A 21,271-nucleotide genomic window follows, 5' to 3' on the forward strand; every position below is an offset into this window, starting at 1 on the left:
ATGAGCGACGCGCCGATCGTCGTCGAGGACCTCACCAAGGTCTACCGGATGGGCGACGTGGAGGTGAAGGCCCTGCGCGGGGTCAGCCTCACCATCGAGGCCGGCTCGTTCACGGCGATCATGGGCGCCTCCGGGTCCGGCAAGTCGACCCTGATGAACATCCTGGGCTGCCTCGACAGGCCCACGAGCGGCCGCTACCTGCTCGACGGCCGCGACGTGTCGCGCCTCGACGTGAACGATCTCGCCGAGATGCGCAACCGGTCGCTGGGGTTCGTGTTCCAGAACTTCAGCCTCCTGCCGCGCACATCCGCGCTCGAGAACGTGGAGCTGCCGCTCATCTACGGCGGGGCCCCGGCCAAGCAGCGTCACGAGAAGGCGATGCACGCGCTCGGGCGCGTGGGCCTCGGCGGCCGGGCCGACCACAAGCCGAACCAGCTCTCGGGCGGGCAGCAGCAGCGCGTCGCCATCGCCAGGGCGCTCGTGAACAGCCCCCGCATCCTCCTCGCCGACGAGCCGACCGGGGCCCTCGACTCGCGCACCAGCATCGAGATCATGGCGCTCATCCAGGAGCTGGGCGTCTCGGGGATCACCGTCATCCTGGTGACCCACGAGCCGGACATCGCCGCCTACGCCTCGCGCCTCGTCGTCGTGAAGGATGGCCTCATCCAGTCGGACATACGCCAGGTGCCTGAGAAGGCCGAGCTGCCTCCGGCGGACGCCGAGGGAGGTGCGTCGTGAACCCCATCCAGACGTTGTTCATCTCCGTGCGCGCGCTCCTGCGCAACAAGATGCGCTCCTTCCTCACCACGCTCGGCGTGGTCATCGGCGTCGGCGCCGTCATCGCCATGGTGGCCATCGGCGAGGGCGCCAAGGCCAGCGTGTCGGCGCAGTTCGCGGCGATGGGTACGGACCTCCTGATCGTAATGTCGGGCTCCTCGACGGCGAGCGGGGCCCGAGGCGGCGCGGGCTCGGCGCCGACCTTGACCTGGGAAGACGTGAAGGCCCTGCGCACCCAGGTGCGGAGCGTGCGCTACGTGGCGCCGAACCTGCGCTCGAACGGGCAGGTCGTGAGCGAGGAGCAGAACTGGATGGCGCCCATCACCGGCACCACCCCCGAGTACTTCTCCATCCGGACCTGGCCCGCGACGAAGGGCACCCTCTTCACCCAGAGCGACGTCGACACCGGCACCAAGGTCGTGGTCCTCGGCCAGACCGTCGCCAACAACCTCTTCGGCGCCGACACCAACCCCGTGGGGCAGCTCGTCCGGATCAACAACATCCCCTTCGAGGTCGTGGCCGTCGCGGCCTCCAAGGGCCAGTCGGCGCAGGGGCAGGACTACGACGACGTGGTCTTCGTCCCGTCGAGCACCTTCCAGGCAAAAATCCAGGGTGGCCTCCAGAAGTTCGTGGCGGGGAGCCTGTTCATCGGCGCCGACCCCGCGCTGGGCACCGCCGCGGCGCAGCGGGAGATCACGGAGCTGCTCCGCGAGCGGCACCAGATCCGCCCCGGAGCCCCCGACGACTTCACCATCCGCAACCTGTCCGAAATGGCGAACGCGCAGCAGGAGGGCACGGAGACCATGACCACCCTGCTCGCGAGCATCGCCGCCGTCTCGCTGCTCGTGGGCGGCATCGGGATCATGAACATCATGCTGGTGAGCGTCACCGAGCGGACGCGCGAGATCGGGGTGCGCATGGCGGTCGGCGCCAAGCCGCGCCACATCCTCGCGCAGTTCCTGGTGGAGTCGCTCACGCTGTCCTTGCTCGGAGGGCTGCTCGGCGTCGTGCTCGGGACCATCTCGGCCCAGCAGCTCGCGTCGCGCTTCGGCTGGACCATGCTGATCCGCGTCGACGTCACGGTGGTGGCCGTCGGGTTCAGCGCCTTCGTCGGCGTGGTCTTCGGCCTCTACCCGGCCTACAAGGCGTCGCGGCTCGACCCGATCCAGGCCCTCCGCTTCGAGTGAGGTGACGGGAACACCCTCACCAGCGCCACGCCCTCACCAGCGCCGCGCGCTCTCGGGCGCAGGCCCTCGCCCTGCCTTCGCCGAGATATCGCGCTCCCACCGCACGTCCAGGCCCTCCCTGTCGACGTCCAGGATCTGGAGCTTCCCGTCGGAGGTGGCCACGAGCAGCCGCCCTCGCGGATCCCAGTCGGCCCACGTCACCTCCGCGAGCGCCGCCTCGTTTCCCCACCGCTCCAGGTGGTAGGTCGGCCGCTGCCCCTCGATGGTAGCCGGCCCATGGTCCCGCCCCGGTCCGTCAACACGAGCCGCTCGCTCCGGCCGGGCCGCGCGCGGACGAGGACCACGCGCCGCCGCTCGTCCCACACGTCATTCTTGCCACGCAGAGGGCAGCGCTCGTGCTCCACCCATCCCCGGCGCCGCTCCGCCGCGTACTGGATCGACGCAGTGCGGGCGAGCCCGTAACGCGCGCGCAGCGGCGCCGCATCTCCTACCTGAGGAGGTCCGATGTCCCAGGGGCGCTCCTCGGGGCTGCCCCCTTCCACGAAGTTATACTCACTCCCAGGCGCGCGCCTCTCCGGAGAGTTCGATCTCCAGCGCGCCGCCGGCCGCGATCTGTTCATGAGCGAAGCGCGGCCTGGGCAGCCGCGCGCCGTTCAGCGTCGCTGCGACGGGGACGCCGTGGGCAGGCCCCTTCGTGGTGATCGTGAAGTCGCCCCCCGGCAGCTTCAGCGTCACCTCCGGCAGCACAGGCGCGCCGATCAGGTACTCCGAGGTCGCCATGCGCGGAAAGATCCCGCTCGCCGTGAACAGCCACCACGCGCTCATGGTACCGCCGTCGTCATTGCCCGGGAGCCCATCGGGGCCGTCGCCGTACTCGCTGGCGAGCGCCCAGCGCGCCCAGGTCGAGGCACGCGCCGCGTCATCGAGCTCGCCGTACAGCCAGGGGACGAACAGCACGGGCTCGTTGGAGTGCCAGTAGTAGGGCTTCGGCAGAAGCTTGCCCGCGATCTGGCAGGTCGACATCGCGAAGTAGTCGTCGAGCCGCGCGAGGAGCGCGTCGCGTCCGCCCATCACGTCCGCCAGCCCCTCGGCGTCGTGGGGCACGAACCAGGTGTAATGCCAGGTGGTCCCCTCGGCCCAGTAGTCCTGCCACATCTCCGGATCGTCGCCGCTCGCGAAGGAGCCGTCGGCGTGGCGGCCGACGAGGAACTGGCTCTCGGCGTCCCACAAATGGCGCCAGTTTCCGGACCGCGCGCGGAACGCTTCGGCGTCGGCGGTCTCGCCGAGGACCTCGGCCAGCATGGCAAGGGCGAAGTCGTCGAGCGCGTACTCGAGCGTGCTGGATCCGCTCGACCCGCCCGACTCGATGCCGATGTAGCCCTTCTCCATGTACTCCGCCACGTGGTCACGCCCGCCCTTCGGCAGGTCCGTGGTGGCGCTCGCCTTGAGCACCGCGTAGGCGGCTTCGAAGTCGACGTCGCGCACCCCGCGCGCCCAGGAGTCGGCGAACACGATCGCCGCGCTGTCGCCGACCATGCCGCCGGTCTCCCCGATGCCGAGCGGCCACTGGGGCGGTGCGCCGCTCTCGACCGCCATGGCCGTCATGGAGCGCAGCATGTCGCGCTGCACCTCGGGGTACACCAGGCTGAGCCACGGGTGCAGGGTGCGGTACGTGTCCCAGAGGCTGAAGTCCGTGTAGTAGGCGAAGCCGTCGGCCGTGTGCACCTGCGCGTCCAGGCCGCGGTAGCTGCCGTCGACGTCGGTGGCGAGGGTCGGCATCAGCAGCGTGTGGTAGAGCGCCGTGTACGCGATCTCCACGTCGCGCTCGCTCCGCGCCACGAGCTGCACCCGGGAGAGGGCCTCCTCCCAGGCCGCCTCGGTCGCGGCGCGGGCGGCGTCGAAGTCGACGCCGGGCGCCTCGGCGTCGAGGTTCATCTGCGCGTGCGCCACGTCCACGAAGGAGATCGCGAGCGCCACCCCGACCTCGGCGTCGGTCGTGGTGTCGAAGCCGACCCAGGCCCCCACGTCGCCGCCGGTGCGTGACAGCTCGTCCTCGGCGAGCGTCCCTCCCTGGAACACCCCGTGGCGCGCGAAGGGGCGCGAGAACCGGGCGGCGAAGTACACCGGCATCCCGCCGAAGCGCGACGAGTAACCGCCGGAGATCGTCGCGGACCCCGTGATCTGGTGCGTCACCGGATCCACGTCCACCTGCCCGGCGACGACCTCCACGTTGGGCAGGGCGTGGCCGATGTCGAGGAGGATGGTGGCCTCGCTCGCGCCTCCCGTTCCGCTCTCCTGAGGGAAGGTGGTGCGGTAGAACGCCACCCGCTCGCTCGCGGTGATCTCCACGCGGATGCCGTCCTCCAGGGTCACCTCGTAACTGCCCGGCGACGCATGCTCCTCCGCCTTGTCGAAGGCGATGCGGCGCCCCTCCTCCGTGGTCTTCTCCGGCGTCATGCCCAGCGTGGGCATGAGCCCGACGCTGCCGTAGTCGACGATCCCCGTGCCGTGCATGCGGGTCTGGCTAAAGCCGTAGATGTAGGGATCGTCGTACGCATACCCCGAGCAATGGGCGAACGAGATGGCGCTCTTGGAACCCGTGGTGTCGGGGCCGGGGCGGACCATGCCGAAGGGCCGCTGCGGACCGGGGAAGGCGCTGCCCACGCCGAAGCCGACGCCGCCAGTGCCGATGAACGGGTCCACGTAGCGGATGAGCGGCGCCGTGGCCTCGACCCGCGCCGTGTCATCCCCGGTGGGCGGCGCATAGCAGGCGTCCGAGGGCTCGGGCCCGGGCTCCTCGGCAGGAGGCGTGGGCTCGCTGCCCGAGCAGGCAGCCATGGCGAGGGCGAGGGTGACGAGGGAGGCGGGGCGCACGGGACGAGGCTACCACGCCCCGTAAGGCCCCCAGTGGGCGCGCTCGGCGCCTGTGCCGTGTGACGCGCTCGGCGTCGGCGCGGTGAGAGCGCTCAGCGCCCGTACATGGCCGCGAACTCCTTGGTGAGCGTGGGGCCCATGGTGTAGCCGACGGAGTTCTCCTCGCCGTACTGGGGCTCGGTCTCCTCGCCGTAGGCGTAGGGCGGCGCGTCATCGAACTGGGTCTGCGGCAGGATGTAGCCGAGCGCGTCATTCGCGTTGTTCACGATGACCGGCGTGACGCCTGCCGGGAGCACCGCCTGGATGGGCGTCTCCGGCATCGCGTCCGAGAAGTCGCCGCCCTCGGGGCGCTCGATGTACGACGAGCCGTCCGGCTTGAGCATCCAGAGTTCTGGGTAGATCTCACCAGGGACCATGGCGATCGCCAGGGGCCCCACGTGCACGCCGTTCAGCTCGGTCCCGATGAGCACATCGCCCTCTTTCACATTGGTGAGCGAGAGGAGCGCCTGCTGCTCGCGGGGAATGAGCTTCTTGTCCCGGGAGTACACGTCACGGTGGAGCACCCCCGTGAGCACGAGGAGCGCGAGCCCGGTGTTGGTGGGCTGGATGAAGAAGCTCCGCCTCCGGAAGGCGAGCGAGGGGCTGTCCTCGATGGTCGCGCCGGAGCCTTCGAGCGCGGCGATGGCGGCGTCTGCGGCGCCCTTCCCCACGTACTCGGCGCGCTCGAACGTCCCCTGGGGGCAGGTCTCCACGCCAGCCGCGTCAGGGCAGCCAGTGATGCGGATCGTCGTCATCAGCCCGCCCAGCGGCCCGCTCAGGAACACCGTCGTCGTGCCGGGGTAGCGCTCCTCCAGCCCCTCGCGCAGGTAGTGCACGTAGTCGGAGGTGAGCTGGGTGTTGTCCGAGCCGAGCGCCTCGGGGTGGTTGCCCCAGACCGCGAGCGTCGCGAAGGGCGCGCCCGCCTCGTCGATGAACTGCGCCGCGTGGATGGACTGGTCGATGACCTCGGGCAGGCGGGTGTCATTCACCAGCTCCGGCGCCTCGCCGCGGGCGACCTTCATCCGCGCCGCCTTCTGCGACGCCTTAGCCTCGGCGAGCGCGTCGACCGTCTGGGTCACGATGTGCTGGATGTACTCCTCCTGGTAGCCCGTCGTTCCGAACTCGGCGCCCCACATCCCCATGGTGTCCGGCCCCTCGTGGGTGTGCGTCGACGTCACCACCACGTGGTCGAAGTCGAGCCCGCGCGCCGCGGCCTCCAGGCGCACCTTCACCACGTCCTGCTGGAAGTACCCCACCAGATCGAGCCCCACCATCGCGACCGACACGTCCCCCTGCTCGAACGTGAGCACCCGGCTCCACACGTCGTCGTGGATCTCGGTCGCCGCCCGCCCCGCGGCGAAGCCAGCGAGCCAGACGCCATCCCACTCACCGTTGCCGTTCACGTCGTCGAAAGGCTCGCCGTCGCCGCGCACCCCGTCCCCGTCGAGGTCGTCCCAGGTCTCCAGCACCGGCGTGATCGGCCGCGCCGCGACGCCGACCAGCAGCGGCCCCTCCGCCTTCTCGCACCCCGGCGACCCGGGGCAGGCGTAGTTCGGCACCACCCCGTTCGCGTCGACGATCGGCGGAGGCCCCCCCGGGCCCCCCGGCCCAGGAGCTTCCTCTCCGGCGCAGCCCGCAACGAACAGCACCGAGCCCAGGATCGTGAGGGGCAGACGCGCCATGTCGAGCATCCTCCAGGCCGCGCACGGAAGCGCCCGGTTCGGGCGGCGCGCCGACCGGCAGACATACCCGATCCCCCTCCCCGGGAGCAACGCGGGGCGTGGTAGCGTCGCCCTCATGACGCTCGAAGCCACGCGCGATCCGGCGCGCGACGTCCCCCGGCAGCTCCCGGTCCTCGACATCGCCCCCCTCGTGCACGGTCGTGGCGACCGCGACGCCGTCGCCGCGGCGATCGGCGGAGCGTGCCGGGAGCATGGCTTCTTCTACGTCACTGGCCACGGCGTGGACCTCGCGCTCCTCGACCGCCTGGAGCAGCTCAGCCGGCAGTTCTTCACCCTCCCCTCCGCCCGGAAGCAGGCCATCCGCATGGAGCGCGGTGGCCGCGCCTGGCGGGGCTACTTCGCGGTCGGGGGCGAACTCACCTCGGGCCGCCCCGACCTCAAGGAGGGCCTGTACTTCGGCAGCGAACTCGATGAAGGAAACCCGCGGGTGCAGGCCGGCATCCCTCTCCACGGCAGGAACCTGTTCCCGTCCGAAATCCCCGACCTGCGCGGCGCCGTGCTCGACACCATGGCCGCGCTCACGCAGCTCGGACACGCCGTCATGGAGGGCATCGCCCTGAGCCTTGGGCTCGACGCGCGCTACTTCGCCGACCGCTACACCGGCGACCCGACCATCCTCTTCCGCATCTTCAACTACCCGCCTCCGAGCGCGCCCGCGATGGCTGGCGACGAGCCCGCCTGGGGGGTCGGAGAGCACACGGACTACGGCCTGCTCACCCTGCTCTGGCAGGACACCGCGGGCGGCCTGCAGGTGAAATCCGGTGCGCGATGGATCGACGCTCCGCCCATCCCTGGCACGTTCGTGTGCAACATCGGCGACATGCTCGACCGGATGACCGGGGGCCTGTACCTCTCCACGCCACACCGGGTGCTCAACCCGGCGGGGCACGACAGGCTCTCGTTCCCCTTCTTCTTCGATCCCGCCTGGGACGCGGAGATCAGGCCCATCCAGGCTGCGCTGCCCGTCCGCGACAACCAGCGCGAGCGCTGGGATCAGGCGAGCGTGCACGCCTTCCGCGGCACCTACGGCGAGTATCTCCTCGGCAAGGTGGCGAAGGTCTTCCCGGACCTCCGGCAAGACGTCCTCCCCTGAGGTCGTCCCTCATCCGGCGCGCAGCCGGAACCCGCGCCCACCGTCACCGCCGCGCCCGCGCCCGCGCCCCGCGCGTGACTGCAGCGCGTGGGAGATGCCGTCCCGCAAGGTGCCCCGCGTGGTCATCCCCCCGAGGTCCACGCCGAGCTCCACGAACGTCCGCGCCAGCGCGGGCTGCATCCCGGTCAGCACCACCTCGGCCCCGAGAAGCCGGATGGTCTGCGCCGCGCGCGCGAGCGCCGCAGCCACCTGGTCGTCGGCCTCGGGCACGCCGGTCACGTCCACGATGACCACCGACGCTTGCTGCTCCACGACCCCCGCCGACAGCTCCTCCACGATGCGCTTGCCCCGGTCCCCGGTGATGCGGCCGATGAGCGGCAGCGCGATCACCCCGTCTCCGAGCGGGATGAGCGGCGTGGACAGGGCGCGGAGCGTCTCTTCCTGCGTCTCGATGACCTTGGCCTGCGCCTCCGACATGCGCAGCGACGCCTCCGCCTCGAGGCGCGCGCTCACGTCCACCAGCGCGAGCTGGGTCGCCGGCGCTCCCTCGTAGAGGATCGACTGTGCGATCACCTGCACGTGGATCAAGCTCCCGTCGAGGCGCACCACCCGCCTGTCGAACGGCGAGGTTCGTCGGCCGGGCCTCACCCCCTCCAGCGCCTGGATCACCGCCGCGTCCCGGTCCGGGCCGTAGATGAAGTCGGCGATCTGCCGCCCGGTCAGCTCCTCCATGCTGGAGGCCCCCACGAGCCGGATCCCGGCCGCGTTGACCCACAGGATCACCCCTGCCCGCTGCACGCACATCGACAGCGGCGCCAGGTCCACGAGCGCGCGCCACCGCTCCTGGCTCTCGCGCAGCGCCTGCTCCGCCTTGAGCTGCTCGGTGACGTCCACCAGCAGCCCGACAAAGCGGTCGACCTCGCCCCACGCATTGCGGACGGCGAGGCTCGAGACGAGCGTGTCCACGATCTCGCCGTCCTTCGTGACGAGCTGGCAGGGGACGTCCAGGGTCATGCCCTGCCTGGCCAGCTTCGGCAGCGTGTCTTCGAGGATGCGCTGGTTCGACGCCGCGGTGACGAAGTCGGCGACGGGCCGCCCGATCACCTCCTCCCGCGTGTACCCGAGCACGTCGAGCCAGCGGAAGCTGACCGCCATGAAGCGTCCCTGAGTATCGACGATCTGCATCATCGCCGGTGAACGCAGATAGAGGTTCTGGTAGCGCCCCTCCACCTCTTCGAGCGCCTGCATCGTCTCGTCGATCCGCTCCTGAAAGCCAGCCGGCGCGCCGGTGAGCATCTCGTCGAGGACGTCGTTGAGACGCTCGATCGCCTCGGGCTCCGCGCCACCTGCCAGGATCCTGCGCGTGAAGATGCGCCGCGTGATGCGCGCCACCCTGAACAGGTCGGAGAGCGCCGCGCCTTGCCGGGTGCGCGCGGAGAGCACCATCTGCATCCAGGCTTCGAGGGCCTTCGGATCGGGGTTGAGAAAGCTGGAGAGGATCAGGTCGCAGAACCTGCCGGCCCCCACCCTCTCGGCCTCCGGCGAGAGCGTCCTGTAAAACGGCACGACTGCGTGGACTTCCGTCACCAGCTCGTCCACCAGGGCCTCGCGCTCGGCGTTCAACGCGCCATGGATCTCCCGCATCGACCGCATCTCGGCTCTCTACCACGAAGGTGCCGATAGCCCAGGCCACGCGGCCTCGCGCGGCACATCGGACATGGGTCGTTCGGGGTGCGACCCTCGCTACGCAGTACGCGCGAGGGCCTCAGGGGTGGCGCTCACGCCGTCGCTTCGCTGCGGCGCCGCAGCTTCAGGTGACGGCCCACCCAGGCCTGGAACTCGTCCAGGTACACGTAAATGACCGGCGTCAGGTAGAGCGTGATGAGCTGCGAGACGAGGAGCCCGCCCACCACCGCGACCCCGAGGGGACGCCGCGCTTCTGCCCCGGCCCCGAAGCCGAGGGCGATGGGCAGCATGCCCATCAGCGCCGCCACGGTGGTCATCATGATCGGCCGGAAGCGCACCACGCATCCCTCGAAGATGGCCTCCTCGGGTGACTCGCCGCCGGCCCGCTCCGCATCCAGCGCGAAGTCGATCATCATGATGGCGTTCTTCTTCACGATGCCGATCAGCATCAGCACCCCGACGAACGCGTACAGGTCGAGGTCGAGCCCCGTGATCCACAGCGCCAGGAACGCCCCGAACCCCGCCGACGGGAGCCCCGAGAGGATGGTGAGTGGGTGCACGAAGCTCTCGTAAAGCACGCCCAGCACCACGTAGATGATCCCCACCGCCAGCACCACCAGCCACCCCAGGCTGCCGAGCGACTCCTGGAACACCTGCGCGGTCCCCTGGAAGGAGGTGCTGACGGTCGGTGGCAACCCTTCGCGCGCCGCGGCCTCCACCCGCGTCGTCGCGTCGCTCAGCGAGGTCCCCGCGGCCAGGTTGAAGGAGATGGTCACCGCCGGGAGCTGCCCCATGTGGTTGACGCTCACCGGGCCCGTGCCCTCGGTCGTGCGCGTCACCGTCGACAGCGGCACCAGCTCGCCAGTGGCGGCCGACCGGATGTAGAGCTTCGAGAACGCGCTCGTATCGCGCTGCGCCTCCGGCAGCACCTCCATGATCACCCGGAACTGGTTGGTGGGCGCGAAGATGGTGGAGACCTGCCGCTGCGAGAACGAGGTGAAGAGCGCCTCCTCGATCTGGCGCGCCGTCACCCCGAGCGCCCCCGCCTTGTCGCGGTCGATGATGAGGTTCACCTCGGGGTTCTTGTTCTCCAGATCGCTGCTCACGTCCGCGAGCCCCGGGATCTGGCGGATCTTCTTCTCCAGATCGACGGCTGACTTGTAGAGGGCGTCGGTATCCGTGGAGGTGAGCGTGAACTGGTACTCCCCGCGGGTCAGGCGCCCGCCCACGCGGATGGTCGGCAGGTTCTGCATGAAGACCTGCAGCCCCGGGATCTTCGCGAGCTTCGGCCGGAGGTCGTTGATCACCTCCTCGGGCGTCTGATCTCGCTCGGAACTCGGCTTCAGCCGCACGATGAGCCTCCCTGCGTTGCTCCCCGCGTTGGGCCCGCCCGCGCCGACGGACGACAGGACCGACCCGACCGCCGGGTGCTCCCTCGCGATCTTGGCGGCCTCCTCCTGGTGCGCCTTCATGGACGCGAACGAGGTCCCCTGCGCGGCCAGCGTCTGCCCGAAGATCTGCCCGGTGTCCTCGCTGGGGAACAGCCCCTTCGGCAGGACCATCACCAGCGCCACCGTCCCCCCCAGCATCGCGAGCGACACCATCACGGTGGCGAGCCGGTGCCGGAGGACCACCTTCAAGGTGCGCTCGTAGAACCGCTCGACGCGACCGAAGATGCCCGTCGAGGTGGCGTGTCCCTCGGACGCAGGCGCACCCTCCCCTCTCTTCGCCTCGTGCTGCCGGCGCTCCGCACCCGCGGGCACCTCCTCCCGCTTCCCCTCGCGGGAAGGCTCGGAGGGATGCTCGCGTAGCGCCTGCACCGTCCTCTGAGCCCACGACGCCTCCTCGCCCCCGGCCTCTGCCGCTGCTGGAAATGGCGCCACCTTGGCCCTGGCGACGTGCGCGTGCGCGTGCGCGTGTGCCGCATACGCGACGTCGGCGTCGGCGTCGGCGTGCGTGGCGTCGGCGCCTTCCTTCTGCGCGCCATCGCCATCGCCCTCTCGCTGCGCGGTGCTCTCCTCCCCGGCCTTGGCCTTTTCGGCCTTGGCCTTTTCCTGGTCCTTCTTCGACGGCCGCAGGAACCGCGCCGCCAGCATCGGCGTCAGCGTCAGCGACACCACGCCCGACATGAGCAGCGCGACGCTGATGGTCACCGCGAACTCGCGCAGAATGCGCCCCAGGATGCCGGCCATGAACAGCACCGGGATGAACACCGCCACGAGCGAGATGGTCATCGAGATGACCGTGAAGCCGATCTCCTTCGCCCCGTCGAGCGCCGCCTCGACCGGCTTCTTGCCCATCTCCAGGTGCCGGAAGATGTTCTCCAGCACCACGATGGCGTCGTCGACCACGAACCCGACCGACAGGGTGAGCGCCATCAGGGACAGGTTGTCGAGGCTGTAGCCGAGGAGCCACATCACCAGGAACGTGCCCACGATCGAGATCGGCAGGGCCACCCCGGACACGAAGGTCGCCGACAGGTTGCGCAGAAACAGGGCGATCACCAGCACCACGAGGCCGATGGTCAGCACCAGCGTGATCTGCACGTCGAAGACCGACTCGCGGATGGTGATCGACCGGTCGTAGAGCGTCTGGACGTCGACCGCCGCCGGCACCTCGGTGCGCAGCTTGGGGAGCAGCGTGTTGATGGCGTCGACCACCGCCACCGTGTTGCTGCCGGGCTGCTTCTGGATCGCGATGACGATGCCCTTCTCGCCGTCGATGAAGCTCGCGACCTTGTCGTTCTCGACGCTGTCGAGCACCCGCCCGAGCTGCTCGAGCCGCACGGGCGCCCCGTCGCGGTAAGCCACGATGAGCGGCCGGTACGCCGGCGCCCGCATGAGCTGCCCGGTCGCCTGGATCACCAGCGCCTGGCTCTCGCCCTGCAGCACGCCCGTGGGCAGGTTGACGTTCCCGTTCTGGATGGCCGTGGACACCTCGTCCACGCCGATCTGCCGCGACGCCAGCTCCTGCGGGTCGAGCTGCACGCGCACCGCGTACTTCTGCGCGCCGTAGACCTGCACCTGCGCCACGCCCGACACCGTGGAGATGCGCTGGCCGATGTTGGTCTCCGCGTACTCGTCCACCTCGGAGAGCGGCAGCGTCTGCGACCGCAACGCCAGGTACAGGATCGGCGCGTCGGCCGGGTTGACCTTCTGGAAGCTCGGCGGCGCTGGCAGGTCGGGCGGCAGGTCTCCCCCGGCCTTGGAGATCATCGACTGCACGTCGAGCGCGGCCGCGTCGACGCTGCGCTCCAGGTCGAACTGCAGGGTGATCTGCGTACTCCCGAGCGCACTCACCGACGTCATCGAGGTCACGCCCTGGATCGTCGAGAACTGCCGCTCGAGCGGGGTCGCCACCGCCGCCGCCATGGTCGCCGGGCTCGCGCCGGGCAGCGCCGCGGAGACCTGGATGGTCGGGAACTCGACGTTCGGCAGGTTGCTGACGGGCAGCGCCTTGTAGCCGGCAATCCCGAACAGGATGATCGCCAGCGTCAGCAGCGTCGTCATCACCGGGCGCTGGATGAACGGCCGTGAGAAGTTCACAAGCTGCCCCGAGTCAGCACCCCCGTCCCCGCACCCGGCTCCTTATCCTTATCCTTCGGGGGTGGCCCTTCCACGATGCTCACCTTCGCGTCTGGAATGAGCCGCAGGTGCCCGTCGGTCACCACCTTGTCACCTTCGGCCACCCCCTCGGTCACCACCACCTTGTCCCCCGCGACGCGGCTGCCCTTCTTGACGTTGCGGAGCTGCGCCTTCTGCTGCACATCGATCACGAACACGTGATCCCCATCCTGGCCGGCTTGCACCGCTGCACGCGGGACCACGATCACGTCCTTCTGGCTGGTCAGCGTCACCGCCGCTTCCACGAACTTGCCAGGCCACAGCCGCACGTCGGGGTTGGCGAAGGTCCCCTTCACCCGCACCGTCCCCGTGGCGCGGTCGACGGTGTTGTCGACGAAGGTCAACGTCCCGTGCTCCACCACCTCTGGCGCCTCCGTCATCGTCGCCGTGACCGCGAGCTCCCCCTGTCCCATGAACCGCCGCACCTCCGCGAGATCGTCCTCGGGCAGCATGAAGGTCACGTAGATCGGCTTGACGCGGTTGATCACCACCAGGTTCGTGGTGTTCGCCGAGACCAGGTTGCCCTCGTGCGCCAGGACCGCGCCGGTCCGTCCGTCGATCGGCGCCTTGATGGTGGTGAAAGTGAGGTCGAGCCGGCGCGCCGCCACCGTCGCCTGGTTGGCCTGCACCGTCGCGACCAGCGTGTCGGCCGCAGCCAGCTTCTGCTGGGCCTGCTCCTTCGACCCCACCCCTTCCTGCTCCATCTTCCGGTAGCGCTCGGCCTCGGTCCGCGCGTTTGCGAGCTGCACCTGGTTCTGCTTGAGCTGGGCCATCGCCTCCGCCAGGGCCACCTCGAAGGGGCGCTTGTCGAGCTGGAAGAGCGGATCGCCCTCCTTCACGTCCTGCCCCTCGTTGAAGAGCACCTTCGTGATCTGCGCCGAAACCCTGGGCTGCAGCATCACGGTGGCCGTAGGCTCGACGGTGCCGATGGCCGTGAGCTGAAGCGGCACGGTGGCCTTCTCGGCCGTGGCGACCCTCACCGGCACTGGCGGCGGCGCTGGCGGCGGCTCCTTCGACGAACAGCCGACGGCAGCGACCGCCATCGTGACGCCGAGCATCGCCCCTGCCCCGAGGGTCCAGAGCGACGCCCAGTGCGACGCACGGCGAGGGACCGCACGCGCCACCCCCTCACCCGCCGTGCCCCTCTCGCCTGCGGACGTACCTGGACGGACGTCGCGCCCCGACGACGGCTGGGTGCGAGGCATGAGCAGTCCGTGACCAGCGACTTCTGTACACCGGCGATGCATCGACTCTCCTGCGTTGGAACCGCACGGGACGGCCTTCACCTGCAGGGGGGCGTTCCCGGAGCGCACGCCCCTGAGGGGGGCTCGTCTCGACGATGCAGTGGACGTGCCGAGCACGGCCGATCCACCGCGACGCGATGCATCGGGATCTACCCCGTAAGGCGCCCCCCGAGCTGTGCGCGCTGCACACCGCGGCTGGCTCGCCGCGCGTCACCACGCTCCGACAGTTTCGCCGCTCTCTGCGAGGCATTCCACCGACAGGGGTGGAAATCACCGTTCATCCTGAGAGGCTCACGAAGTTTCTCACGAACACGGCAGCTTGTAAAGGCACCTCGGGGCTGGCCAACTGCGCGGCCCTGCGGGACCCCCGTCACGCAGCGAACTACCCGTGATCCACAGGAGGAGCTTGCCCATGACCGCCCCGTTCACCCCGTCGATTTACGCGATCGATTTCGGCACCTCCAACTCCCTGCTCGCTGCCGCCAGCGCGGACGCCACTTGCCCGCCCATCCCCCTCGACGACGACGCCTCGGACCCCACCATCCTCCGGAGCGTCCTCTTCTTCGACAGCGAGAACCGCTTCTCCTGCGGTGCCCGCGCCATCAGCGACTTCGTCGCCCACGGCATGCAGGGCCGCCTCATCCGCTCCACGAAGAAGTACCTCCCCGACCGCAGCTTCTCCGGCACCCAGGTCGGCACCCGGACCCTCACCATCGAGGAGCTGATCGGCCGCTTCCTTCGCACCATGCGTGAACGCGCCGATCGCCACTTCGGCGTCACCGTCGACCGCGTCCTCCTCGGCAGACCTGCCCGCTTCGCTGGAGGCCCCAACGAGGACGCGCTCGCCGAGGAGCGCCTCACGCGCGCCGCCAAGATCGCCGGCTTCCGCGAGGTCTCCTTCTGCCCCGAACCCGTCGCCGCGGCGCACGACGTCCACCTCGAGGAGGACCGCCCCTCGCGCATCCTCATCGCCGACTTCGGCGGCGGCACCTCGGATTTCACCGTGGTGCGCATGCACGGCCACACCCTCGACCCCTCGGGCGTGCTCGCCCTCGGCGGCGTCTCCATCGCCGGCGACGCGCTCGACGGCAGCCTCATGCGCCACAAGATCTCGCACCACTTCGGCGCCGATGTCACTTACCGCGTCCCCCTCGGCGCCAACGTGCTCACCATGCCCCGACCCATCGTCGAGAAGCTCTGCTCGCCGGCAGACATGACCACCCTGCAGCACCGCGACGTGCTCAACTTCCTGCGCGACGTGAAGGCCTGGTCGCTCGGCGGCGCCGACCGGCAGCGCATGGACAACCTCCTCTGCCTCGTGGAGGACGCCCTCGCCTTCCGCGTCTTCGAGGCCATCGAGCGCACCAAGCGCGAGCTGTCCGACAAGGCGACCACCACCTTCCGCTTCGATTACCCCACCGTGGAGCTGCACGAGGAGGTCACCCGCGGCGAGTTCGAGGCCGGCGCTGCCCGCGCCATCGACACCATCGTCCAGTCCCTCGACCAGACCGTCGCCGCCTCTGGCGTCTCCTTCGCGGACATCGACATGGTCTGCTGCACGGGCGGCACAGCGCGCGTCCCCCGCATCGCTGCGGCGCTCGAAGAGCGCTTCGGCCCCGGCAAGATGCACAACCTCCGCAGCTTCCACTCCGTGGTGCAGGGCCTGGCGGAGCGCGCACGACAACTCGCCGCCTGACACCGTGCATCCCAGCTCACGGGCAGACTGTGCGTTCGAAGCCCCACGGGTCCTCTCGTGCCAGTTCTGGAAGTTGGCCCCATTCCTGCAACTTCATCAAGGTGCGTGAGTCGCGCGAACCGCGTGATCCGCGAGCGTCGATGAAACCGAGTGTTCACACCCCCCCGGGATCCAGGTGTGAACGGGAGGCACGACCATGGTCAGAGCACTCGTTGCAGGAATCGGTCTGGTGGCCTTGCTGGGGATCTCCTCGGACGCGAAGGCAGCCCCCACTTCCTCCGGAGGCGAGGACGAGGTCCGCGACGAGACCTTCTACGTGGTGACTGCCGTCGACGTGCGCCGCTGCGCGCAGCCGTACTGCGGCGGTTACTTCGTCTCCGAGGTCAACCAGAAGCGGACCCGGTGCGTGGACGGCACCTATGCCGCGAGCTGCTACGTCGCCGCGATCGATCTCTTCTCGCTCGGCGTCAGCAACCCGCAGGAGGCCTCCCTGCGGCAAGGGAACACCGTGTTCTACGGCTCCATCGTCCCCCGCGACGACGTGAACCGCCCCATCGGAGACCTCGTGGTCGAGGAAGCCTGGGCCGGTCTCACCGCGGGCAAGGTCACCTCCACCCTCTTCCACGTGGAGAACAACGGCCTGCAGTGCATCGCCGCGCCCTGCCCCAGCTACGACATGGCGCTCCTCAACTCCGAGCAGACCTCGGCCATCCACGAGGTGGACCTGAGCGGCGCGGCGGGCACCGATGCCCAGAAGGGCCTCGCCATGCGGCAGCTCTTGACGGGCGCCGGCGTGCTCGTGGAAGGCCGCACCACCATCAAACCCGACGCAGGCCCGGCCGGCGACGCCACCGTGCTCGCCGCCCGGCAGGTCTACATACCCGTCGTCCGCGACGAGTGACGCACGGACCACGCCCTCCCGCGACGCGGGTGGTGATCCGGGTGGCGACGACGGACACCGGGCCCACGCTTCCCCGCGGCGTTGGCAGCAGGACCCTGGCGGCGGGCCCTCGGGGTCACATGCTGGTATGCTCGACCCCGTGCCTGCGGCCACGCTCGTCCTCACCGCACTCCTCAGTCTTCCCCTGAGCCTCCCGCTGGCGGGAAGTGCCGGACCCAGCCTGACTGCCGCTGCCGCTGCCGCGGGGCGCCCTCCCGAGTGCTCCCTCCGGACCCGCCGCCCCCTCGGCCGCGGCCCCACGGTCTGGGAGCGGGCCCGCATCCCCAGCCTGCAGCGCTACTGCGATCTCATCGCCCGCGCCCACGCCCAGCTCGCCACGGATCCTCGCGCCGCCCGCGACGCCGCCGTCCTCGCTGCCAAGGAGCTCCCGGGCCACGCCGCGCCCGCCGTGGTCCACGCCCGCGCCCTGCTCGCGCTCGGCTCGGCGACCGATGCCGCGCCCCTCTTCGAACAGGCCCGGAAGCTCGACCCGCGCAGCGTCGAGGACCCCTCCACCATGTACGACCTGGCGCGCACCCTGCGCCTCACGGGCAAGCACGAGGACGCGCTCGTCGTCTACAGGGCGCTCGTGCCCCGCCTCGATCTGCTGGGCCCCGCGGATCGCCGCGTGGCCACCTTGCTGGAGGCCGCGCACGTGGCCATGGCTGTCGCCGCGGCGCCCCCGGCGAACGCCAAGGACGCCAAGGACGAAGCGCGCGCCCGGCTCGACGAGGCAGCGGCCTACCTGCGCGAAGCGCGCCTGCGGCCTCCGGGCCAGCTCACGGGTGACGTGCTGCTCTCCCTCGCGCTGGTCCTCGACCGCTCGGGCGACAGGGCCCTCGCCGACGCGGCGCTCGACAGCGCTTCCGAGGTCGGGGCACGCACGCACGCGTCGAGCTATCTCGTCGCCGAGGAGGATGCGCTCGCCCTCGACGCGCTGTCCCTCGAACGCTCCGATCCAGCCACCGCGAGCGCCAGGTGGCAGGCCTTCCTGGGCGGCAAGGGCGGCAAGGGCCCCTGGGCTTCCGCTGCTCAGGCGCGCGTGGCACGTCTGGGCACCACCGCGCGCACCGCACCGCGCGCTGCCGCGACAGCGCCGCGACGTCCGGGAGCCGCGGCGCAGGCTCCGGCCGCGGCAGGGCGCCCTGCAGCAGCCCCGGTCTCCGGCAAGGGGAAGCAACCTTGAACCGGCGCTGGCGCGCGCTCCTCACCCGCGCGGTGGCCGCAGCCGTGCTCGCGGCGACCTGGATCACGACGCCCGCGCCTGCCGAGGCGCGCCCCAGCGTGTGGGCCAGAGCGCGCGACCCGAAGCGCGAAGAGCAGCGCGAGATGATCCACGCTGCCGACATGGCCCTGCTCCGGCGCGAGATGCCCGGCGAGCCGTCGTCGCCCCAGCTCGACCAGTTCTACCTGACCCAGGCCCGCGTCCTCTACGAGATGGCGGGCGTGAAGACCTCGAGGGATCCCTTCGTGCGCAACCGCTACGCAGGCATCCTGCAGGAACTCGGCGAGTACGAGGCCACCACGGCCGAGCTCGAAGCCATCCTCGCGCTCGACGCCCCGGCGCCGCTGCGCGCCGAGGTCTACCGCGACCTCGCCGTCTGCTATGCGCGCCTCGACCGTCACGACGAGGAGATCCGCGCTTACGGCGAGGCCCTCGCCCTGGAACCGCACGCCGAGACGCGCGCCCTGCTCTTCGCGAACCGCGCCGAGGCCCACATGGCCCTCGGCGACATCACCCGGGCCGTGGCGGGCTACCGCGCCTCGCTCTCGCTCCTCGGCACCATGGAGATGTTCCGCTACGGCGTGACCACGCTCTGGGGCCTGAGCGTCGCCCTCGACCGCTCCGGGGACCTCGAGTCCGCGCTGGAGAACATCACCCTCGCGCGCACCTACGACCCGCGCGACAAGCGCATCGACGGCCCGGGCTGGTTCTACGTGCCCCCTTACGACGAGCACTGGTACAAGGCCCTCGGCCACTGGCAGAGCGCCCGCGCCGCCGGCACCGGCGCCGCCCGCGCGCAGTTCTACGCCCTCGCCCTCGCCTCGTGGCAGGCGTACCTCGACAGCGCGCCCACCGACGACCAGTGGGCTCCCCTCGCCCGGGTGCGCCTCGCGAAGTGTACGAAGGAGCGCGACGAGGCGCTCCGCAAGGCCCAGAAGGCACGCCCCGAGGGAGGCTTCGGGAAGGCCGCGGCGCCCGGCGGGAAGGTCGTCGGCAGAGCCCCCGACGGGAAACCCTCGATCGCGAAGCCGCCGGCAGCGCGACAGCCCGCCCCACCTTCACCCCCGAGGAGGGCGCCTGCCGGCATGCACTGAGCGGCGACCGCTCCGGCACGTCGACATCGCAGAGGGGAGGCAGCGATGAAGCGCGACGCGGTGTTCAACGAACCGGTGCTGTGGACGGGGAGGCCCAAGGTGGTCGTCATCCCGCCGCTCAACCGCGCCGCCTCCGCCGTATGCGCGGTGACCTCGGCCATCTGCACCGCCTCGGCCATCGTCGTGGCCACGGCGGTACACGTCCGCCCCACGCAGCTCCTGCTCTTCGCCGCCTGGATGGCGACGCTCGCCATCGCCGCGCGCGCCGTGCCACGGTGGTGGCGCTCCGAGCTGGAGTACGTGCTCACCGACCAGCACATCGTCATGCAGCGCGGCAAGCTGCGCCGCACCATCGAGCGCCGCGCCATCAGCTACGCCCGCATCCACTGGCACCCCAAGCACCCTGGCGTCGGCGACCTGGAGCTGGTGCGCGCCGTGCCTACCGGCGCCTTGCGGCGGCGGCTGTCGATCACCCTCCCCGGCGTCATCGCCCCCGACCGCGTCTGGGCCATCCTGCGCGGCGTCACCCCCTCCACCCCTGCCGGTGACGGACACCGCCTGCTCGCGCAGCGCCTCGACGATGGCGAGCGCGTGCTCTGGTCGGGCCACCCCGACGCTGGCTTTCGACGCTGGGTACCCCGCGGCCTGCGCAGCGTCCTCTCCGTCGCGCTCGGCCTCTCCTTCTTCGGCTTCGGGGCGGGCACTGCCGCGCAGTCCGTGCGCATCCTCCGCCTCGTCGTCCGCGCCGGCGTGCACCCCGAGAGCCTCACCTTCATGTCTCTCGTCGCGACCCTGGCCCTGACCATCGTCCTCCTCGTCGCCGCGGGCGGCTTCACCCTCTACGCCTCCGTGGTGCGCCCCGCGCGCCTCGCCCTGGAGACCCGCTACCTCATCACGGATCGCCGCGTGCTCATCCAGCAGGGCGACGACGAGCTGCACCTCGACCGCGCCCGGATCGTGGACGTGATCGACGCCCCCTCCGCCGGCGGCCTCCGCGACGTGTTCCTGGTCCTCGACGGCCCCCGCGCCAGGGCCGTCGCCGCGAGCGGTGCCTTCGGCGAGCCCCCCGGCCTCGGCTTGCAGCCCGTGCTCCACGCCGTCGCCGACGTCGACGCCGTACGCCAGGCCCTGCTCATCGCCTGAAGAGCCGCCTGTGAGTCCCCCCGGGGAAGCGCGCACCACGTCGGACCTGACACCCGTCTCCTCGGGAGACGCCCAGGCTCCCCGACGGCACGCACGCAGCATCAAAAACGGTCGTTGACCAATTTAACGATTCGAGTCATAAGGTCATAGGTCATGTCCTCCGCCCTTCCAGGCGACACTTCCGGCGACGACCGGCGCAGCCGCATCCTCGCCGTCGCGCGTCAGCACTTCGAGCGGTACGGCTACAAGCGCACCGTCATCGATGACATCGTCGCCGAGGTCGGCATCGCCAAGGGCTCCCTCTACCTGGAGTTCCCCAGCAAGGAGTCCCTCTTCTTCGCCGTCCTCGACGCCTCGCGCGTCCGGATCAAGCAGCGCTTCGCCGCCGCCACCCAGGACGCGCGCTCCTCGGTCGCCTGGCTACGCGCCATGCTGCGCTTCACCTTCGCCTCGCTCGACGAGGAGCCCCTGATGGTGAAGCTCCTCGTCGAGGACCCCGACTTCAAGGTGATGAAGCGCTTCGCCAGGCAGGATGCGAAGGTCACCGAAGCCGACGCGGCGCTGGAGCACCTCCGCGGCATCCTGCGCGACGGCATCGCCGCGGGAGAGATCCGACCGGACCTGGACCTCGAAGTCACGCCCTTCGTGCTCGGTGCGCTCAAGTTCCTGCACCTGCACACCTCCCTCGCGACGCTGGACCGGATCGACCGGAGCCGCCTCGTCGATGGATTGATCGACCTGGTCATCGCAGGCATCGAAGCCCGCCCGGGCGATAGGACACAGGGCGAGACGCCCGGCTGACCGGCGTCACGACGAACAGACGAACAGGCGCGGATGTCCTGCGCGGGGGTTCTCCTCTCGCGAAGGGAGGCCTCTGCCTGGAGCACTGGACTCACGCGAGAGGAGGC

Annotated in this window: 15 protein-coding genes; 9 read left to right on the forward strand and 6 right to left on the reverse strand. The window is 70.5% G+C overall.

Going from position 1 to position 21,271, the window contains the following annotated elements:
* Together CAP_RS20305 and CAP_RS20310 are read left to right on the forward strand one after the other, a co-directional pair.
* Nucleotides 1–738, forward strand: a complete 738-nt coding sequence (locus tag CAP_RS20305; RefSeq protein ID WP_044243603.1) for an ABC transporter ATP-binding protein — start codon at nucleotides 1–3, stop codon at nucleotides 736–738.
* Nucleotides 735–1,964, forward strand: coding sequence for an ABC transporter permease (locus CAP_RS20310; RefSeq protein WP_081865080.1), 1,230 nt, complete (start codon nucleotides 735–737; stop codon nucleotides 1,962–1,964). Before CAP_RS20305 ends, CAP_RS20310 begins: the two co-directional genes overlap by 4 nt.
* Before the next feature lie 33 nt (nucleotides 1,965–1,997).
* On the opposite strand, the gene CAP_RS53810 is transcribed toward CAP_RS20310, so the two are convergent.
* The 3 genes from CAP_RS53810 to CAP_RS20325 form a co-directional block, all read right to left on the reverse strand.
* Nucleotides 1,998–2,327, reverse strand: a complete 330-nt coding sequence (locus tag CAP_RS53810) for a hypothetical protein (RefSeq protein WP_156040976.1) — start codon at nucleotides 2,325–2,327, stop codon at nucleotides 1,998–2,000.
* Between the two features lie 189 nt (nucleotides 2,328–2,516).
* On the reverse strand, nucleotides 2,517–4,838 hold the full coding sequence (locus CAP_RS20320) for a GH92 family glycosyl hydrolase (protein WP_044243605.1): 2,322 nt from the start codon (nucleotides 4,836–4,838) through the stop codon (nucleotides 2,517–2,519).
* Nucleotides 4,839–4,930: 92 nt separating this feature from the next.
* Nucleotides 4,931–6,559, reverse strand: a complete 1,629-nt coding sequence (locus tag CAP_RS20325) for a hypothetical protein (protein ID WP_044243606.1) — start codon at nucleotides 6,557–6,559, stop codon at nucleotides 4,931–4,933.
* 115 nt (nucleotides 6,560–6,674) lie between these two features.
* Here CAP_RS20325 and CAP_RS20330 point away from each other — a divergent pair, with 115 nt between their 5' ends.
* Nucleotides 6,675–7,712 carry an isopenicillin N synthase family dioxygenase gene (locus tag CAP_RS20330; protein WP_044243719.1) on the forward strand — a complete coding sequence of 346 codons (1,038 nt, stop codon included), beginning with the start codon at nucleotides 6,675–6,677 and terminating at the stop codon, nucleotides 7,710–7,712.
* A 9-nt stretch (nucleotides 7,713–7,721) separates the two neighbouring features.
* Here CAP_RS20330 and CAP_RS45070 read toward each other — a convergent pair whose 3' ends face one another.
* The 3 genes from CAP_RS45070 to CAP_RS20350 form a co-directional block, all read right to left on the reverse strand.
* Nucleotides 7,722–9,365, reverse strand: a complete 1,644-nt coding sequence (locus CAP_RS45070; RefSeq protein ID WP_052375557.1) for a PAS domain S-box protein — start codon at nucleotides 9,363–9,365, stop codon at nucleotides 7,722–7,724.
* A gap of 125 nt (nucleotides 9,366–9,490) precedes the next feature.
* Nucleotides 9,491–12,943 carry an efflux RND transporter permease subunit gene (locus CAP_RS45075; RefSeq protein ID WP_052375558.1) on the reverse strand — a complete coding sequence of 1,151 codons (3,453 nt, stop codon included), beginning with the start codon at nucleotides 12,941–12,943 and terminating at the stop codon, nucleotides 9,491–9,493.
* Complete coding sequence (locus tag CAP_RS20350) at nucleotides 12,940–14,145, reverse strand: efflux RND transporter periplasmic adaptor subunit (RefSeq protein WP_044243728.1); 1,206 nt, start codon at nucleotides 14,143–14,145, stop codon at nucleotides 12,940–12,942. The genes CAP_RS45075 and CAP_RS20350 overlap by 4 nt, the downstream gene beginning before the upstream one ends.
* A gap of 532 nt (nucleotides 14,146–14,677) precedes the next feature.
* Here CAP_RS20350 and CAP_RS20355 point away from each other — a divergent pair.
* The 6 genes from CAP_RS20355 to CAP_RS20380 all read left to right on the forward strand — a co-directional run bounded on the left by CAP_RS20355 (nucleotide 14,678) and on the right by CAP_RS20380 (nucleotide 21,164).
* Nucleotides 14,678–15,961: an Hsp70 family protein gene (locus CAP_RS20355; RefSeq protein ID WP_044243609.1), complete on the forward strand. Its 1,284-nt coding sequence runs from the start codon at nucleotides 14,678–14,680 to the stop codon at nucleotides 15,959–15,961.
* 196 nt (nucleotides 15,962–16,157) lie between these two features.
* Nucleotides 16,158–16,862 (forward strand): DUF6748 domain-containing protein, encoded by a 705-nt coding sequence (locus tag CAP_RS45085; RefSeq protein ID WP_156040978.1) that lies wholly within the window; start codon nucleotides 16,158–16,160, stop codon nucleotides 16,860–16,862.
* 139 nt (nucleotides 16,863–17,001) lie between these two features.
* The gene (locus tag CAP_RS20365) at nucleotides 17,002–18,087 is read left to right on the forward strand and encodes a tetratricopeptide repeat protein (RefSeq protein WP_231511588.1); all 1,086 of its coding nucleotides are present in this window, start codon (nucleotides 17,002–17,004) and stop codon (nucleotides 18,085–18,087) included.
* The gene (locus CAP_RS20370) at nucleotides 18,084–19,220 is read left to right on the forward strand and encodes a tetratricopeptide repeat protein (protein WP_063748725.1); all 1,137 of its coding nucleotides are present in this window, start codon (nucleotides 18,084–18,086) and stop codon (nucleotides 19,218–19,220) included. The genes CAP_RS20365 and CAP_RS20370 overlap by 4 nt, the downstream gene beginning before the upstream one ends.
* A gap of 45 nt (nucleotides 19,221–19,265) precedes the next feature.
* Nucleotides 19,266–20,363, forward strand: coding sequence for a hypothetical protein (locus tag CAP_RS20375; RefSeq protein WP_044243611.1), 1,098 nt, complete (start codon nucleotides 19,266–19,268; stop codon nucleotides 20,361–20,363).
* Between the two features lie 153 nt (nucleotides 20,364–20,516).
* On the forward strand, nucleotides 20,517–21,164 hold the full coding sequence (locus tag CAP_RS20380; protein WP_044243613.1) for a TetR/AcrR family transcriptional regulator: 648 nt from the start codon (nucleotides 20,517–20,519) through the stop codon (nucleotides 21,162–21,164).
* Nucleotides 21,165–21,271 lie beyond the last annotated feature (107 nt).

This window comes from Chondromyces apiculatus DSM 436, assembly GCF_000601485.1.
Taxonomy (GTDB): domain Bacteria; phylum Myxococcota_A; class Polyangia; order Polyangiales; family Polyangiaceae; genus Chondromyces; species Chondromyces apiculatus.